Origin of the sequence: Protaetiibacter intestinalis (genome assembly GCF_003627075.1) — a bacterium.
Classification (GTDB): Bacteria; Actinomycetota; Actinomycetes; order Actinomycetales; family Microbacteriaceae; genus Homoserinibacter; species Homoserinibacter intestinalis.
This window is the reverse complement of record NZ_CP032630.1, coordinates 525,437-541,967: the sequence shown is the minus strand read 5'-3', so window position 1 is coordinate 541,967 and position 16,531 is coordinate 525,437. Positions and strand designations below refer to the sequence as shown.

At 67.8% G+C, this 16,531-nt stretch carries 17 protein-coding genes; 6 read left to right on the top strand and 11 right to left on the bottom strand.

Going from position 1 to position 16,531, the window contains the following annotated elements:
- Window positions 1-4: 4 nt before the first annotated feature.
- Genes D7I47_RS14705 through D7I47_RS02635 form a run of 3 tightly spaced genes read right to left on the bottom strand, consistent with a single transcriptional unit; the run spans window position 5 to window position 3,280 of the window.
- Window positions 5-1,171 (bottom strand): hypothetical protein, encoded by a 1,167-nt coding sequence (locus tag D7I47_RS14705; RefSeq protein WP_157981612.1) that lies wholly within the window; start codon window positions 1,169-1,171, stop codon window positions 5-7.
- Window positions 1,172-1,216: 45 nt separating this feature from the next.
- Entirely contained in the window at window positions 1,217-2,254 is a 1,038-nt protein-coding gene (locus D7I47_RS02640) for an NAD-dependent epimerase/dehydratase family protein (protein ID WP_120761605.1), read from the bottom strand.
- Window positions 2,255-2,284: 30 nt separating this feature from the next.
- The gene (locus D7I47_RS02635; protein ID WP_120761604.1) at window positions 2,285-3,280 is read right to left on the bottom strand and encodes a helix-turn-helix transcriptional regulator; all 996 of its coding nucleotides are present in this window, start codon (window positions 3,278-3,280) and stop codon (window positions 2,285-2,287) included.
- A 96-nt stretch (window positions 3,281-3,376) separates the two neighbouring features.
- Here D7I47_RS02635 and D7I47_RS02630 point away from each other — a divergent pair, with 96 nt between their 5' ends.
- From D7I47_RS02630 to D7I47_RS02620, 3 genes are all read left to right on the top strand, one after another.
- Window positions 3,377-3,802 (top strand): VOC family protein, encoded by a 426-nt coding sequence (locus D7I47_RS02630; RefSeq protein WP_120761603.1) that lies wholly within the window; start codon window positions 3,377-3,379, stop codon window positions 3,800-3,802.
- A gap of 75 nt (window positions 3,803-3,877) precedes the next feature.
- Entirely contained in the window at window positions 3,878-4,288 is a 411-nt protein-coding gene (locus tag D7I47_RS02625; protein ID WP_120761602.1) for a VanZ family protein, read from the top strand.
- Between the two features lie 9 nt (window positions 4,289-4,297).
- Complete coding sequence (locus D7I47_RS02620; RefSeq protein WP_120761601.1) at window positions 4,298-4,969, top strand: TMEM175 family protein; 672 nt, start codon at window positions 4,298-4,300, stop codon at window positions 4,967-4,969.
- A 52-nt stretch (window positions 4,970-5,021) separates the two neighbouring features.
- Here the strand turns inward: D7I47_RS02620 and D7I47_RS02615 are convergent, their stop codons facing one another.
- The 3 genes from D7I47_RS02615 to D7I47_RS02605 all read right to left on the bottom strand — a co-directional run bounded on the left by D7I47_RS02615 (window position 5,022) and on the right by D7I47_RS02605 (window position 8,828).
- Window positions 5,022-6,473 (bottom strand): sugar transferase, encoded by a 1,452-nt coding sequence (locus D7I47_RS02615; RefSeq protein WP_120761600.1) that lies wholly within the window; start codon window positions 6,471-6,473, stop codon window positions 5,022-5,024.
- Window positions 6,474-6,552: 79 nt separating this feature from the next.
- On the bottom strand, window positions 6,553-7,848 hold the full coding sequence (locus D7I47_RS02610) for a UDP-glucose dehydrogenase family protein (protein WP_120761599.1): 1,296 nt from the start codon (window positions 7,846-7,848) through the stop codon (window positions 6,553-6,555).
- An 8-nt stretch (window positions 7,849-7,856) separates the two neighbouring features.
- Window positions 7,857-8,828 (bottom strand): NAD-dependent epimerase/dehydratase family protein, encoded by a 972-nt coding sequence (locus tag D7I47_RS02605; protein WP_120761598.1) that lies wholly within the window; start codon window positions 8,826-8,828, stop codon window positions 7,857-7,859.
- A gap of 134 nt (window positions 8,829-8,962) precedes the next feature.
- Here D7I47_RS02605 and D7I47_RS02600 point away from each other — a divergent pair, with 134 nt between their 5' ends.
- From D7I47_RS02600 to D7I47_RS02590, 3 genes are read left to right on the top strand one after another with little or no spacing between them, the layout of a single operon-like run.
- Window positions 8,963-10,345, top strand: a complete 1,383-nt coding sequence (locus D7I47_RS02600; protein ID WP_120761597.1) for a polysaccharide biosynthesis tyrosine autokinase — start codon at window positions 8,963-8,965, stop codon at window positions 10,343-10,345.
- Window positions 10,346-10,400: 55 nt separating this feature from the next.
- Complete coding sequence (locus D7I47_RS02595) at window positions 10,401-10,985, top strand: arsenate reductase/protein-tyrosine-phosphatase family protein (RefSeq protein WP_227000799.1); 585 nt, start codon at window positions 10,401-10,403, stop codon at window positions 10,983-10,985.
- Window positions 10,986-11,040: 55 nt separating this feature from the next.
- Entirely contained in the window at window positions 11,041-11,883 is an 843-nt protein-coding gene (locus D7I47_RS02590; protein ID WP_157981611.1) for a hypothetical protein, read from the top strand.
- Window positions 11,884-11,967: 84 nt separating this feature from the next.
- On the opposite strand, the gene D7I47_RS02585 is transcribed toward D7I47_RS02590, so the two are convergent.
- The 5 genes from D7I47_RS02585 to D7I47_RS14700 all read right to left on the bottom strand — a co-directional run bounded on the left by D7I47_RS02585 (window position 11,968) and on the right by D7I47_RS14700 (window position 16,297).
- On the bottom strand, window positions 11,968-13,245 hold the full coding sequence (locus D7I47_RS02585; RefSeq protein WP_157981610.1) for a hypothetical protein: 1,278 nt from the start codon (window positions 13,243-13,245) through the stop codon (window positions 11,968-11,970).
- A complete protein-coding gene (locus D7I47_RS02580) occupies window positions 13,226-14,449 on the bottom strand; it encodes a lipopolysaccharide biosynthesis protein (RefSeq protein WP_120761593.1) in 1,224 nt (407 codons plus the stop codon). Before D7I47_RS02580 ends, D7I47_RS02585 begins: the two co-directional genes overlap by 20 nt.
- Entirely contained in the window at window positions 14,416-15,405 is a 990-nt protein-coding gene (locus tag D7I47_RS02575; protein ID WP_157981609.1) for a polysaccharide pyruvyl transferase family protein, read from the bottom strand. The genes D7I47_RS02580 and D7I47_RS02575 overlap by 34 nt, the downstream gene beginning before the upstream one ends.
- Window positions 15,402-15,725: an acyltransferase gene (locus tag D7I47_RS15260; RefSeq protein WP_157981608.1), complete on the bottom strand. Its 324-nt coding sequence runs from the start codon at window positions 15,723-15,725 to the stop codon at window positions 15,402-15,404. Before D7I47_RS15260 ends, D7I47_RS02575 begins: the two co-directional genes overlap by 4 nt.
- Window positions 15,726-15,811: 86 nt before the next feature.
- On the bottom strand, window positions 15,812-16,297 hold the full coding sequence (locus D7I47_RS14700) for a glycosyltransferase (protein WP_157981607.1): 486 nt from the start codon (window positions 16,295-16,297) through the stop codon (window positions 15,812-15,814).
- Window positions 16,298-16,531: the final 234 nt, after the last annotated feature.

Sequence of the window (16,531 nt, the reverse complement as noted above, 5' to 3'; positions counted from 1 at the left end):
CGGGTCAGCCGACGCTCACGTGGGCGTGGGCGTGCCAGGCCGAGGTCAGCCGGACGATGCTGCCGCTCACGGCCGACGCGGGCACCTCGAAGACGGCGTTGGTGTTGACGGTCGCGCCGTTCGCCACGGCGGCGGCGTCGGGCAGCGCATCCGGGAACTCGACGTCGGCCACGATGTACGAGCGGTCCTGGCTGATGAGCGTGGGGGTCACGCCGAGCGCCGGGTAGCCGGTGCCCGCACCGAGGTAGGTGTAGCTGATCGGCACGAGCACGTACACGTTGCCGGCGGCCGGCGCCGGGTTGGCGGCCGAGGCCTGCGCCACCTGGGCCGTCGCGTCCTGCGCGCCGGCGGTCACCGCCACCTGCCACTGGTTCGCGCCCGCGAAGTCGGTGAAGGTGACCACCGATCCGGGCGGGCCGGGGTTCGAGAACGAGCCGAGCGATCCGTCGTCGTCGACCTGCTCGACGGGGCCGCCGTTGACCGGTTCGGATGGCGTGGGCGTCGGCGTCGGCGTGGGCGTCGGTGCGTCGGTGGTGGCCTCGTCGCTCGGCGTCTCGGACGCCTGCGGGGTGCCCGACATCGGCTGGAACACGATGAGCAGCACGACCGCGAGCGCGGCGAGCGCCGCCACGATGACGCCGACGATCACGAAGACCAGCGCCCGGCTCTTCTTGACGGGCGGCGGTGCGGGCGCGGGCGCGGGCACGGCAACTTCGGGCTCCGGTGCGGGCTCGACCATGGGCTCAGGCACCGGCGTCGGCTCCGCCACCGCCTCGACCGGCGCGACCTCGATCACGGGTTCGGGTACCTCGGCGGCCACCGGTTCCGCCGCGACCGGCGAGTCCACGACGACGGTGTCCTCCACCTCCTCGGCGACCGGGGAGTCCACCACCACGGTGTCCTCCACCTCCTCCTCGACCGCGGGGTGATCCACGACGACCGTGTCCTCGACCTCCTCGACTGCAGCCGCGGGCACCACCTCGAGGGTGTCCTCCACGTCGTCGTCCTGCGGCTCGGCCGGCGTCACGACGACGGTGTCCTCCACCTCCTCCACCGGCTCGGGCGGTGGCGCGAAGATCGAACCCGGCGCGGCTCCCGGCGCGGGCGCGTCGGCGCTCGGCGGCGGCGGGATGGTGCGAGGCGTCTCGTCCGGTTCGCGCGTGTCCGACATGGCCACGATTCTTCCCTGAACCGGGCCCCGAGCACACCGTCTTTTCTAGCGGCCGTGCAGTTGCCGCCAGGCGGCCACGTGGTCGCGCATGGTCTCCTCGACGGGCCGGTACGCGATCCCCAGCTCCGCGATCGAGCGGGTGTTGTCGAGGGCGAAGCGGATGCCGACGTGGTTCTCGATGAACGCGCGGTCGAGTCCGAAGGCCGGCCCCACCATCCGCAGCAGCCAGGTGGGCAGCACCGTGCGGGCGACGCGGGGCAGGCGCGGCTGCTGGGCGCGCACCATCCGGGCGAAGTCGATGAAGGCCACCATGGTGTCGCGCGACACGATCACGCGCCCGCCCACCTCGCGGCGTTCGGCGGCGCGCACGTGGGCGAGCGCCACCTCGCGCACGTCGACGGGGGCGAAGGCGATGTCGGGCACCCCGAACCACAGGGTGCCGCCGATGAGCTCGTCGAAGAGGAACAGGCTGCCCGAGACGCTGCCCGCGGCGAGCGCCGGCCCGAGCACGAGCCCGGGGTTGACGGTCACGAGCGACCAGCGGTCCTGTTCGGCGTGCAGCCGCCACGCCTCGCGCTCGGCGAGCGTCTTCGAGTAGTGGTACGGCTCGCGCTCGAGGGTGCTCGTCGAGTTCCAGTGCTCCTCGCGCAGCACCCGATCCGGGATCTCGAGCACGTCGCTGTAGTCGCCGAACATGGCGCCGATGGTGGAGGTGAGCACGACGCGGGTGACGGATGCGGTGCGCGTGGCCGAGCCGAGCACGTTGCGGGTGCCGGTGAGGGCGGGCTCGATGAGCTGCGTCTGCGGGTCGCTGATCTGCTCGGCCATGAGGAACGGGCTCGCGACGTGCAGCACGGTGTCGCAGCCGTCCATCGCCTCATCGAAGGAGCCCTCGACGAGCAGTTCGCCGTGCCGCACCGTGAGGCGACCCGGATGCGCGTCGCCGAGCGCGCGGAGCGCCGCGGTGCGTGCGGGGTCGTCGGGCTCGCGCACGGTGGCGACCACCTCGTGGCCCGCCTCGAGCAACGCCGCCACCACGTGGGAGCCGACGAATCCGTTTCCACCGGTGACGAGTGCACGCATGCGCTCATCCTGGCACCCGCGGCGACCGCGTTATGACACGGGAGGTTCGTCGCGATCCGGGCCGCGATCGCGGTCGTCGACGCGCGGGGAGGCCGCCGCGGCGGCCCGTGCCGCGAGCCGACGGAACGCGGATGCCAGCTCGGCCGGCCGCGGCTCGTCGAGCGCGGCCCCGAAACGGCCGAAGGAGGCGGCGAGCGCATCCCACGACCACGAGCCCGCGGTGATGCGCGTGCGGTCCGGACCGAGCGCCTCGGCCTCGCCGTCGCCCACGAACGGGGCGACATCCGCGAGGGGCAGCGCGACGACCGCCGAGCCGCGGGCGGGCCATCCGCTGCCCTCCGGGGCGCCCCTGAAGCGCGCGTCGAGCAGGGCGTGCGGGTCGCCGCCCGGCAGCCGCCGCGGCGCGAAGCGGCGCCCGCGGGCCGAGCGCGGGGCGATGCGGTCGGCGCGGTACACGCGCCAGTCGTCGCGGTCGAGGTCCCAGCCGATCAGGTACCACCGCCCGGCGCGCGCCACCAGGTGGTGCGGTTCGGTGCGGCGCGGCTGCTCGCCGCCCGCGTAGTCGAAGCGCAGCACCTCGTGTGTGCGGATCGCCTCGCTCACCGCGAGCAGCACGCCCGGGTCGACGGGGTCCGCGGCGGGGGGCGGCGCGGTGGTCGCGAGCGCGTCGACCCGGTGCCGCAGCCGCGACGGCATCACCTGGCGCACGGTGGCGAGGGCTCGGTCGGCGGCCTCGCCGATGTCGGCACCGGACGCCGTGGCCGTCTGCAGCGCGATCGCCACGGCGACCGCCTGCTCGTCGTCGAAGAGCAGCGGCGGCAGCTCGGAGCCGTTCTCGAGGCGGTAGCCGCCATCCGGGCCCTTCACCGCCTGCACCCGATAGCCGAGCTCGCGCAGCCGGTCGACGTCGCGCCGCACCGTGCGCACGCTCACGTCGAGCCGCTCGGCGAGCAGCTCGCCCGGCCAGTCTCGGCGCGCCTGCAGCAGCGAGAGCAGCTGCAGCATTCGCGAGGTGGTGTCGGCCATGCCCCGAGACTAGTTCGAGAAGCGGACGAGAACTGTCCTGTTCTGAGTGGAACATGGCTTCCGCCGCACCCGCGGCACCGACAGAAGGAGTCCACGATGACCATCGCCACCACCCCCCACCTCAACTTCCGCGGCGACGCCCGGGCGGCGCTCGAGTTCTACCAGGCCGCGTTCGGCGGCCGGATCGCGCTCGTGCGCTATGTCGACGCGGGCGCCGTCACCGACCCCGCCGAGGCGGAGCAGATCATGTGGGGCCAGGTCGACTCCGACGCCGGCTTCCGCGTGATGGCCTACGACGTGCCCGGCCACACCCCGTGGGAGCCGGGCGTCATCCCCGTGTTCGTCTCGGTGCGCGGCACCGACGCCGACGAGCTCGCCGGCTACTGGAAGGGGCTCGAGGAGGGCGCCACCGTGGTGGTGCCGCTCGCGCCCGCCGGCTGGTCGCCGCTGTACGGGATGCTGCGCGACCGTTTCGGCGTCACCTGGGTGCTCGACCTCGAGGTGCCCTGGAGCGAGGACTGAGCCGCCGGTACACTCGCCCCATGCGGCCCGCGTGCGTCCGGGCGCCCCGCCCGGCTTCGGGCCGGGAGGGAGCGCATGGTCGAGGGCCCGCATCCGCGTCTGCATGACGCCCGCCTGTGGCTCGCGGGCTACGCGGTGGCGCTCGCTGTGATCGGCCTCTGGCCGGTGCACGTCGACGAGGGCGCGCGGCCGCTGCTGGATGCGATCATCCGCGCGGTGCCGGGGCTCAGCTATCCGCGGATCGAGTTCGCCGCGAACGTGCTGCTCTTCGTGCCGATGGGGGCGCTGCTGGCCGTGATCCTGCGGAGGCGGTACCTGGTGCTGCCGATCGCGCTCGTGGTGACGGTGGGGATCGAATCGGCTCAGGCTTCCCTCATCGCCCACCGCACCCCGAGCGTGCTCGACGTGATCGCCAACGTCACGGGTGCGGCGGTGGGTCTGCTGCTCGTGGAGCTGCTCGAGCATCGCCGCCGCCGCACTCGGTAGGGTGCGTGCATGACGGGTGTGCGGCAGCGGCTGGCGCTCCTGAGCCGCGGCGAGGGCACCGAACGCATCGCGTTCTTCTCGGATGCCGTGTTCGCGATCGCGCTCACCCTGCTGGTGCTCGACATCCGCCTGCCGGAGGGCCTCGAGCCCGACGAGCTGTGGCCGGCGCTCGGAGAGCTGTGGCCGCAGTTCTTCGCCTACGCGCTCACCTTCGCGGTGCTCGGCATCAACTGGATCACCCACCACCGCAAGTTCCGCCTGATGGAGCGTTTCGACACGGGCCTCATCTGGATCAACCTGGCGTTCCTCGCCTTCGTGGCGCTCGCCCCGTTCCCCACGAGCGTGCTGAGCGAGTACCCGGAGGCGCCGGCGGTCGTGCTCTACGCGGTGCAGGTGTCGATGCTGAGCATCCTGCAGGGGGTGCTCTGGTGGTACGCCTTCCGCCGCGGTCTGCTCTCGGAGGCGGTGGATGTGTCGATCGCCCGCTTCGTGACGATCAGTGTCGCGGTGACCCCGGCGATCTTCCTCGCCACCATCCCGGTGGCGCTCCTCGTCGACCCCACGATCGCGATGCTCTGCTGGCTGCTGCTCCCGCCCGCCGGCGCCCTCACCTCACGCCTCGCCGCCCGCCGCCTCGACCGCGTCACGCCCGCCACGCCCGCCACCCCGTCCGCGGGTTGAGCGGTTGCGAAGGCCGCCACCCCCTCACGTGGATGCAGCGGCCGCACCCCCGTCAGTACGCCCCGTCCCGTGCGAAGACGGCCTTCACCGTGCGCCACAGCAGCACGACATCCCCCATGAGCGACCAGTTCTCGACGTAGTACAGGTCGAGGCGGATCGAGTCCTCCCACGACAGCGTGCTGCGTCCGCTCACCTGCCAGAGTCCGGTGAGCCCGGGCCGCACGAGCAGCCGACGTCGTGCCGCCTCGTCGTAGAGGTCGACTTCGCGTTCCAGCGGCGGCCGCGGCCCGACGAGCGACATCGAGCCGCCGAGCACGTTGAACAGCTGCGGCAGCTCGTCGATGGAGTACCGCCGCATGAAGCGCCCGACCCGGGTCACGCGCGGGTCGTCTTTCAGCTTGAACAGAACCTCGTTGCCGGCATCCCGTCGCTCCTGCAGCAACTCCGGCAGGCGCGCTTCCGCGTCGACCACCATGCTGCGGAACTTCAGCATGTGGAACGTCTCACCGCGCAGTCCGATGCGCTCCTGCCGGAACAGCAGCGGTCCGCGCGAGCCGAGCTTCACCGCGAGGGCGGCGAACAGCAGCACGGGCGACAGCAGGATCACCGCGACGAACGCCCCCAGCAGGTCGAACGCGCGCTTCGTGAACCGCCCGGCACCTTCGTAGCGCGGCGTCTCGACGTGCACGAGCGGCAGTCCGGCCACGGGGCGGGTGTGGATGCGGGGCCCGGCCACGTCGATGAGGTTCGGCACCATCACCAGGTGCTGCTCGCCGGGGATGAGCGACCATGACAGTTCGCGGATCTCGCGCGCGCTCAGGTCGTGCCCGCCCACCATGATGACGGTGTCGGCACCCACCTCTGCCATCACCGTCTTCAGCTGGTCGACGGATGCGACGCGGATGCGGCGGTCGAGGTCGAGGGTGCGCCCGGCTCCCGAGATGCATACGGCGAGCACGTGGTACCCCGCGGCGCTCTGGCGCCCGAGGGTGCCGACGATCTCCTGCACGGCCCGCGTTCCGCCGACGACGACGCACCGCGCGCTGTACTCGCCGAGCAGGCGCACGCTGCCGAGCCACTGACGCCACAACCAACGTTCGAGCAGCAGGATGAGCACACCCGCCGGCAGAGCGACGAGCAGGTAGCCGCGGCTGAACTGCAGCTGGAACGCGAACCCGACGATGGCCACGAGGCCGAACACCTGCAGGCTCACGTTGGCGACCCGCTTGTACTCGTCGGCGCCGGCGCCGACGATCCGGTATTCACGGGTGGCACCCACGCCGAGAGCAATGGTCCACAGGAGGATCAGTGCCACCGAGAAGATCGTGTAGTTGACCGTGAAGGCGGTGATCTCCTCGGTCCCTGTCACCTTCACCGAGTCGACGCCGAACCAGAGCAGTTGCGCCCCGAACACGGCCCAGGCCACGACCAGGAAGTCGCTCCAGCCGAGGCGCCGTGCGTACGACGATCGCCAGTCGACATCACGGCCGGATCGGGAACTCACAAAGGCTCACCTTACCCGCGTGCACATACCCCGAAGCGTCGTTTGGCGTCCCCCATTCGGCCGAAACAACGTCGAAACCTCAGGGACGCCCCATGCCCAGGTAGGTCCACCCGGCGGCGCGCCAGGTGTCGGCGTCGAGGCAGTTGCGCCCGTCGACCACGACGCGCCCCGCGGCGAGGCCGGCGGCGTGCTCGGGCGAGAGCTGGCGCCGGTACTCGTCCCACTCGGTGACGACGACCACGGCATCCGCTCCGCGCAGCGCCTCGTCGCGGTCGGCCGCGTAGTCGAGTTGCGGGTGCACGCGCCGCGCGTTCTCGAGCGCCGCAGGGTCGGTGACGACCACGTCGGCGCCGAGCCCGTGCAGACGGGTGGCCACGTCGAGCGCGGGGGAGTCGCGGATGTCGTCGCTGTGCGGCTTGAAGGCGGCGCCCAGCACGGCGACGCGCTTGCGGTGCACGCTGCCGCCGAGCCCGTCGACGACGAGCTGCACGGCGCGTTCGCGGCGGCGCAGGTTGATGGCGTCGACCTCGCGCAGGAACGACACCGATTCGCCGCGCCCGAGTTCTTCGGCGCGGGCGGAGAAGGCCCGGATGTCTTTCGGCAGGCAGCCGCCGCCGAAGCCGATGCCAGCCCCGAGGAAGCGCCGCCCGATGCGGTTGTCGTGGCCGATGGCGTCGGCGAGCTGGGTGACGTCGGCGCCGGTGACTTCGGCGATCTCGGCCATCGCGTTGATGAACGAGATCTTGGTGGCGAGGAACGCGTTGGCCGCCACCTTCACGAGCTCGGCCGTGGCGTAGTTGGTGACGATGAACGGAGTCTCCGTGGCGACCGCCGTGTGGTACACCTCGCGCAGCACGTCGGCCGCCCGGGCGCCGCCTCCCACCACGATCCGGTCCGGCGACACGGTGTCCTCCACCGCCCATCCTTCGCGCAGGAACTCGGGGTTCCACACCAGCTCCGCGCCGACGCTCTCCACCGCCTCGGCCAGTCGAGCCGCGGTGCCCACCGGCACGGTCGACTTCCCCGCCACGATGTCGCCGGGCGCGAGGTGAGGCAGCAACCCTTCGACCGCGGCGTTCACGAATCGCAGGTCGGCCGCGTCGCCATCCTTGGTCTGCGGCGTTCCCACCGCGATGAAGTGCACGGCCGCGCCGGCGGCATCCGCGAGGTCGCTGCTGAACCGCAGCCTGCCCGAGGCGACCCCTTCGGCGAGCAGCTCGTCGAGTCCCGGCTCGAAGAAGGGCGCCTTACCTGCGGCGAGCGCCTCGATCTTGCGCTCGTCGACGTCGATGCCGACCACCTCGTGGCCGATGGAGGCCATGGCGGCGGCGTGCACCGCGCCGAGGTAGCCGCATCCGATGACGGACAGCTTCATGTGTTCCCCTAGTTCCAGTCGGTGGCCGTGGCGAGCACCGGTGCCGCCTCGACGGCCCACTCGTATTGGTTGCGCAGTCCGTCTGCCACGCTCGTCGTGGCGCGCCAGGCGAGGGCTTCTTCGATCAGCTCTGTGGCGCCGGCGGTGCGGAAGACGTCTCCGGTGGCCACGCCCACGCGTTCGACTTCGAGTGGCCGTCCGGTGAGCGTCCCGATGCTGTCGAGCACCTCGTTGACCGAGACCTGCCCGCCGCCCGCGACGTTGAACACGGAGCCGGCGTCGTGCTCGACGGTCGCCGCACGCAGGTTCGCCTCGACGATGTCGTCGATGTAGGTGAAGTCGCGGATCTGCTCACCGCTGCCGAAGACGCGGATGGGGTCGCCGGCGATGGCGGCGCGCAGGAACCGGGTGAAGGCCATGTCGGGTCGCTGCCGCGGTCCGTAGACGGTGAAGTACCGCAGCGAGGTGGTGGGCACCCCGAAGTTGCGCCCGTAGAGCGTCGTCAGGTGTTCGGCGGCGAGCTTCGTGACACCGTAGGGCGACTTCGGCTGGGGTCGGTCGCTTTCGCGGGTGGGGTAGCTCTCAGCCTCGCCGTAGACGGACGACGACGATGCCCCGACGAAGCGTCGCAGCTTCGGCGCGGTGCGCGCGGCCTCCAGCAACGCCTGCGTGGCGGCGATGTTGCGCGAGATGTAGGGCTCGAATCCGCTGCCCCACGATCCCCGAACGCCCGGCTGGCCGGCTTCGTGGAACACGACCTCGACGTCGTGAAGAAGCTCGACGAGGTCGACCTCCAGCAGGTCGGACTCGATCAACCGGAAACCATCGCCCGCAAGTGCAGCCGCATTCCGCCGCTTCAGCGGCTCGTGGTAGTACTCGGTGAAGCCGTCGATTCCGATGACTTCGTGACCGTCATCGAGCAGTCGTCTCGCGATCGAGCTTCCGATGAAGCCGGCGGCACCGGTGACAAGGGCTTTCATTCGTTTCGTTCCGCTTCTCGAGACAACTCGGAAATCCTACCCAGCGGCCACAACGCCATGGCGCTTCGCCCGCGTCGGTTAGGCTGGCGGGGCGCTCGCACGGGCGCGTTCACCTGTCTCGAGGAGTGCCCGACGTGGAGTTGCGCGACTATCTGCGTATCCTGCGCCGGAACTGGGTGATCATCCTCGTGATCACGCTTGCGGGGGTCGCCGGCGGCGCCACGTACTCGTTGCTGCAGACCCCTCAATACGAGGCGACGACGAAGGTGTTCGTTTCGACCTCCAGTGCCGACTCGGTCTCCGACCTGAACGCCGGAAACAGCTTCACGCAGCAGATCGTGCGCAGCTACGCGCAGGTCGTCACCACGGGGCTCGTACTCGACCCGGTGATCTCTGAACTCGGTCTCGATCGGACGACGCGCGAACTCGCTGATCAGGTGAGTGCGGAAGTGACTCTGAACACGGTCATCGTCGACATCACCGTGACCGACGCGGATCCCGTGCTGGCTGCGAATATTGCCAACTCGATCGCCAAGAACCTCATCGAGGCGGTTCCCGAGCTGACCCCGGCAAATGCCGACGGCGTGGCTCCGGTGAAGGTGACAGTGACCCAATCCGCCCAGGTGCCAGATGAGCCGGTTTCGCCTCGCGTTCCCCTCAACATCGCGCTTGGAGCCCTCGTGGGCCTCGCGTTCGGCATCGGCATCGCGGTGCTGCGCAGCGTGCTCGACCAGCGCATCCGCGGCCAGCGCGACGTGGAGCTCGTGACCGACCGTCCGATCATCGGTGCGATCGCCTACGACCCGAAGGCGAAGGATCGCCCGCTCATCGTGCACGCGGATCCGCTCAGCCCGCGCGCCGAGTCGTTCCGTTCGCTGCGCACGAATCTGCAGTTCGTCGACATGGGGTCGGACCGGCGCAGCTTCGTGGTGACCTCGTCGATCGAGAGCGAGGGCAAGTCGACGACGACGGCCAACCTCGCGATCGCCCTCCGCGACTCGGGTCTCAACATCTGCGTGATCGAGGGCGACCTGCGTCGCCCGAAGCTCGTCGACTACCTGGGCCTCGAGGGAGCGGTGGGCCTCACCGACGTGCTCATCGGTCGGGTGCAGCTCTCGGATGCGCTGCAGCGCTGGGGTCGCAACAACCTGTTCGTGCTGCCCGCGGGGCAGATCCCACCGAACCCGAGCGAACTGCTCGGTTCGGCTGCGATGGCGAAGCTGCTGCGCGACCTGGAGTCGGAGTTCCACATCGTGCTCGTCGACGCCCCGCCGCTGCTGCCGGTGACCGACGGCGCGATCCTCAGCAAGCAGACCTCCGGCGCGATCGTCGTGGCCGCGGCCGGCCGTACTCAGCGCAACCAGCTCGAGGCGGCGCTCAAGTCGCTCGAGAGCGTGGATGCGAAGGTGCACGGCATCGTGCTCACGATGATGCCGACCAAGGGCCCCGACGCCTACGGCTATGGCGCCTACGGGTACGGTTACGGCTACACCCAGGAAACGTCCTCGAAGAGCTGACCCTCCGGAGCACCCGTTGTCAGTTGCGACCGATTCCCCGTTCCGCATCCTCGTCGTGTGCACCGGCAATATCTGCCGCTCGCCCCAGGCGGAGCGGCTGCTGATCGCAGAGTTCGAGCGGCGTGGGTTGAGCGGGGCGGTGGAGGTGTCGAGCGCGGGCGTCGCCGCGCTCGTCGGCGAGCCGATGACCGAGCAGGCGGCCGCCCAGACGATCGGCTACGGTGGCAACCCGTCTGGCCATGTCGCCCGCCGTCTGGCGGATCCCATGGTCGAGCAGGCCGACCTCGTGCTGACGATGGAGCGCACGCATCGCGCCGACGTGGTGCGCCTGGTGCCGCGTGCGAGCCGCTACGCGTTCACGCTGCCCGAGTTCGCGCGCCTGGCGGTCGACCTGCGCGATTCGGGCGAGGCCGAGGAGCCGGATCCGGCGGCGGATGCGGACCGTCTGCGCGCGCTCGTGCCCCAGGTGGCGGCGGGCCGCGGCCTCTCCCTCCCGGGGGCTGCCGAGCACGATGAGGTCGAGGACCCCTATCGCCAGTCCGACGAGGTGTACGCGCGCTCGGCCGCTCAGGTGGCCACCGCGGTCTCCACCATCGTCACCGTGCTGGCCGAACTGTCGAGGCCGTCAGCTCGTGGCTAGCCGACGCACCCGCGCCCTCCGGGGGCCGGCCGGCTCACGACGGCTGTGGCTGATCTTGGCGCTCGTTGCCTTCCTCGCGGTCGACGCCGTGCTCGTGGGCCTGGCACTCACCTCGTCCCGCGAGGTCGACTCGGACACCCCCTACATCCAGCCCACCCAACCGCCGCAGCCTTCGGCCACCCCGACGCCCACGACCCCGCCCGTCGTCGCGCTGCCGGTGCGTCGCGTGCTCGCCGCGGCCGGCGAGTCCGCGGTGTGGCGAGCCGAGGGGGGTTCCTGTACGGGCGGGGTAGCCCCACTGCTGCAGACCTCATCGGATGCGGGCGCCACCTGGAAGGACCGCGACCTCGCCCGCTATGACGTGCGGCAGGTCCTCGCCCTCTGGATCCGCGACGTCAACTATGGCGAGGCGGTCGTCCGCCTCGGCGACGGTTGCACCCTCGCAGGCATGCGCAGCTTCACAGCAGGTCAGTTCTGGGAGCAGCAGGACTCGATAATTGGCGGCCACAGCTTCCTTGATCCAGATGCTCCTGGCGCCGTGCACATCGACGGGGCCGACGTGCCCGCGCCGTGCGGTGACGCAATTCAGGCGGTATCAGGGGCCGATACCGTGGTCGCATTGTGTGGGAGTGGCGCGGCGTTCGCATGGTCTAGCGGTAGCTGGATGCCCTACCCACCTCAGACATCGGCGATTGCCATCGTGGGTGAGGCCCCGTCGCCAGAGTTTGTACTCGTCGGCGCGGCTGATTGTCTCCTAGGACTTGGCAAGCGCGTGGATGAGCAGCAACTCGTTCCACGACTCTGTTCGCTCTCGCCCGCGGTTCCCGGTCAGTCGGTGGCCACTTGGGCAGCTAGTCGTACGTGGCTGTGGGCTGGCAACTGGTTCGGTGTGCTCTAGGTCCCGCTAGTGCATCTACCGGCGTCCGCTGTCTGACCCACGATGGCGGACGAGTCCAATCGGAGAGTCCGCCTTGACTACTCGTCAAGGGGGAGAGCTTGGTGAAGCAATAGCGTCGCCGCCCGACCGTCGGGTTGCCACGGCATATGCACACGCCGCGAAGAGGAAGCCGGTGGTGATTGCGATCCCTGGCCACGCGTGGAGCGCGACAGTGAAGCCGTTCATGAGGAACGACGCAAACACTAGAGAGAGTTGTCGGTTCACCTTTAGTGCCTTCACGGCCAAGATGATGGCCGCAGTGCAGATCAAGATCGCACCTACTCCAACTCTGCCAACCAAGAGTACAAACTCGGAATCGACGGTAGCGCTCACGTCGACCAAGCCCCGAAAGCCGCTAGACAGCATGAACTCGCCCGGAGGTATACCTGCAATGCCAAACCCGAATGGCGCGACCTGCAACAGATGCGGTACGAGCGAATACAGTCCAAACCGATACTGGACGCTGTAAGAGTCGAGGTCGGCGTCGGACAAAGAACTCGACCAAACGTTGAGTGAAAGATAGGTCACGATCCCGGTTGTAACAACGGCCAGCGTTCCGATGAGGAAAGTGCTTCGCTGAGCGTTCACGTCGGGTCTCGCAAGAATCGTGAAGGCACCGACAACCAAACCAACCGCCAGAGGACCGGCGGAGCCGGTCGCGGCGGTGCCTAGAAGCAGTACTACTACCCCAAGGAATCGCTTGCCACGGCTCAGGCCTAGGAGCATTGGTATCGCCGCGACCAACAAGGTGCCCAGGACGATCGGGTGTTCCTGACCGACCGCCGCTCGCTCGTAGTTTGAGTTGGGTATTCGTGATTCGACTATTCGCGAATGTGTCGCGTACTCATATCCGGCGAGAGGCACGGCCAGGAACGAAAGCCAAAGCCAGCCTCGCTTGAGGCGCCGGAGTGTCTCACTCTTATCCGGGTTGATAAAGAACGCGTAGGCACTCAGCGGCCACAAGGCGACGAAGACGGTCAGCGGCCCAACAAGGGTCTCATCTTGCTGCCAAGTGACCACGACCAGGACCGAGGCGACTATGAGCCAGCAGGCCAGCACAGCGATTCGCGGCACCTGGTCTGGTCGCGTCAGCCCCCCTCTATAGGTGCAGACGAGCGTATAGAGCATCAGCAGCAGTGGGAAGAACACATACTGCGAGATAAGCGGGTGGATGGCCATCGGCCAGAAGACAGTCGTTACAAGGGCGTACTCAAGAACGGCCTGCAGGCCAGAGCCCCGAACAGCTCTCTTCGGTGCTACCGATTCGACGGATCGGGCGCTCGCCGGGATGCCACTGCTATTGCTATTGCTCGGGTGGCGCATGTCGTATCCCCATCACGAACAAACTGAGGGTCTTTCCGATGAAGCAAGCAGAGATCAGGCTGATGCTGAGCGTGAGGTCGCCAAGGACGGCACCGACGATGGTCGCGACGATTCCAGCAATTGCGAAGACCACGCCGTTGACCCCGACTGCGCGCTCCTGATCGAGTGCCTGGAGGAGGCTGCCCAAGGGCGCGCTAAGTGACGTGAGTGCTGCCGTGGTGACGACAATCTGCGTCGGCAGGATTGCACCAGCGTAGTCTGAGCCGACGAGTGCGGGAATCAGGGCAGGCAAGAACGCTGCTGCAAACGCGCCCGCAAGGGTGCCGGCTACCCCGAGAATCACAATTTGCGTGAGGGTGGAGCGGGCCTCGTGCACCTGGGTGGAGATACGAGGCAAGACTGTTTGCGCCACGGAAGTGGCTACGAGCCTTGCAGGCTGACCGAATCGCAAGGCGAGGCTCGCTAGTCCTCCCGTGTGTGCGTCGGCAAAAGCCTGGATGAGCGGAACTTCCAGATTCCGCGCCTGACTCGACCCCAGGGCGCTCAAGTAGTGCCGGGACTCCCGCAACACGGTCGCGACGGGTGCTCGTACGCGCCAGGCGATCTGGTGTCTCAGGAGCAGGGCATTCACGCATACCGCCGCCCCAGCCCCTGCGGTGAGAGAAGCGGCGAACGCAACAGCCGGCTCATCATTGGGAGCAATCGCAGTGACTCCGACGAAAAGAAGCAACGGAAGTAGGCGTCGCAACACTAGGCAGCTCGCGGACCATACGATTCGTCCGTCGGCGAGGAGGATCGCGCTTGACATCTCTGCAAGCCGCTCGAACGTGACCCAGGCCACTATCAGTGCAGCAACCAACGTGCTTACATCACCTAATGCTCCCGTCAGCCAAGTTAGGACGAGGAGCGCTGCAGACAAACCGGTCCCGATGCGGGAGATGAACACCGAGGTCGCAATCCTGGGGTCATCGCGCGACCTTGCCCGCAGCTTCAGGACATAGGGAGAGGTCCCAAAATCGAGAACTGCGACGAGAAAGGTGCCGACCGCGATCATCGCACTGAGCGAGCCAAACTCGGCTGGAGACACAAGTCGAGCCAGGAGAATCAGGCTGAGTGCCTGCGCAGCGCTCGCGACTACCCGGCTGGCGGTGAGAACAGTGGCATTCCGCTTCACAACTGCCTCTCCACGGCGCTCAAGAGCCATGACGAGCTGCGTTCGGCGGCTGCCGACCAAGCACCGCTTAGGTCTTCGGAGGAGCTGAGCGACTGTATCGCGAGATCAACGTCAAGACTCCGCAGCACGATGCTCTCAATACCAATCTGACCCAAGGTGGGAGAGACCTTGCCGTTGTACGGGACCGCAAGCGTAGGAACCCCCAACATGCTTGCAATTAGGGCGGGGTGCATGCGGACGCTCAGGACTGCTCGCGCGGAGCCGAGAATCGAGATGAAGGATCGAACGCTGGACGGCTCGATGAGTGGGATCCCAAAGTTTCGCGCGAACTCGCGATCAGCGTGGCCGGCGACGATTGCAACAGCTTCCGACCCGATGCGACTTATGAGTTCCTTGCAGAACCCTAGCCATTCCTGTGGCGCCACTTCGCTGTCAGATGAGTCGGAGCGCTTCGCGATATCGACGAGGTTGAGCACGTACTTGCCCACAACTTGAGGAACCGTTTTGCGAAGGCCTCCGACGTGGGGCGCAAGCATCGCGATCGCATCCGGCACAATGTCAGCAGCGAGCCCGAGCCGGGCTGCTTGGGCGGCAGACTCGGTGTCACGGACTGCAAGGGGATGCCCGCTGAACAATGCTCTCGAAGACCGGGAGATTGAGGGCGCGTCCAGCCGACGCATCTCAAGAGCGTGGCCAATAACCCCGTGTCGCGATAGCCTGCGGAGCCGTCTCAACTTCAGCGGCAGTTCTGGGCGCCACCGACCGTTCAGATAACCTCCGCCACATACGACCACGGGCCCTTCGGCGGGCCGCATGAAGTACGCCTCCCGATCGACCTCTGCGAGACCATGGGCGCGCGCAGTTCGTACGGGATCAACCGAGGCTATCCGGAGCTCATCGATACCCTCGAGAGTCTTGCGGTATGCGGCAAGAAGCGCTTCGTCCCCCATGTTGTAGTAGCCCCACCCGCCGGTGAGCGTGATCATGGAGCACTCAGCTTTCCTGGTTGTCCTGATATTCGGTCCCCCGGAAGGATCACAGATCCGTCCGGGACCACTGCGTTGTCTCCGATCACGATTCCAGACGCCCATGTAGTCGTTGAATCAAGGTCAATACGAGAAAGCAAGCGCACCCGATCGCCGATGGTGGCGTTGGAGCCGATCTCGATTCCTGAGTAGGCGTCGATCTCGCATTCGCTGCCGATTGTGGAACCTTCGCCAACATAAAGGTCGTCGAATGTGAGCGACGACAGTGGCCCAATGCTGACTTCCGGCCCGAGATGACAGCGATGACGTAAGGCGTACATTCGCCACGCCTTAAGGCTCCATCTGCCAATCACTAGAGGATCGAGCTTCGACCGGAACAGCCGACGCAGTTCGGAACGAGACAATCTCATCGGGTGGTGGCCTCCAGTTCATCCCGCACGTGCTCGGCGAAAGCGCGCCAACTGAATCTCGCCGCCAGTTTCCGTCGCTCCATCAAGGGTGGCCATGCCCGGTGTTTGAGTTGGCTTTCAATATCGCGGGCGTCTCCGTCGATCACCAGAACTGCCGCTTCGCCGAGCAGCTCCCTTGTAAGCGGTTGGTCGACCGCGATTACTATGCACCCCGAACTCAAGGCTTCGATGTATGGCAGTCCAAATCCTTCCTCGGTGCCAAGGAAGAGGAAGAACTCTGCACTACGGTACAAGTCGATTAGTTGCTCGTCCGTTGGCCGCACCACCCATTCTGTTGCCCCCGGGTATGCGTCATCGAGAAGTGTGCGAGCTTGTGGAGATAGCCCGACCCCCACAACCGACTTGCACCATGCCGGGCGGCGCGCCAGCACGCGCGCGGCCAGTTCGTTGCGCTTGTGTGCGCCGCCGCCAATGAGCAGCACGCGACCGGGGATGTTCTCGGAGAAAACTTGCTCCGTAACGATTCCAGGACCCTCCCATGCGACCGTAGCCTTTGTTCTTGATTCCGGAGCGAAGGCGACGAGGTCGTGAAGTGTGCGTTCGCTAATGCAGATGATTCGATCGGACCGCCGCACAGCGCGCCGCAGGTCCCACGCTCGGTAGGCCCTGGAGACTCCATCGCGAGTTCGCATCCATCGTAAGTCGTGAACAATTGT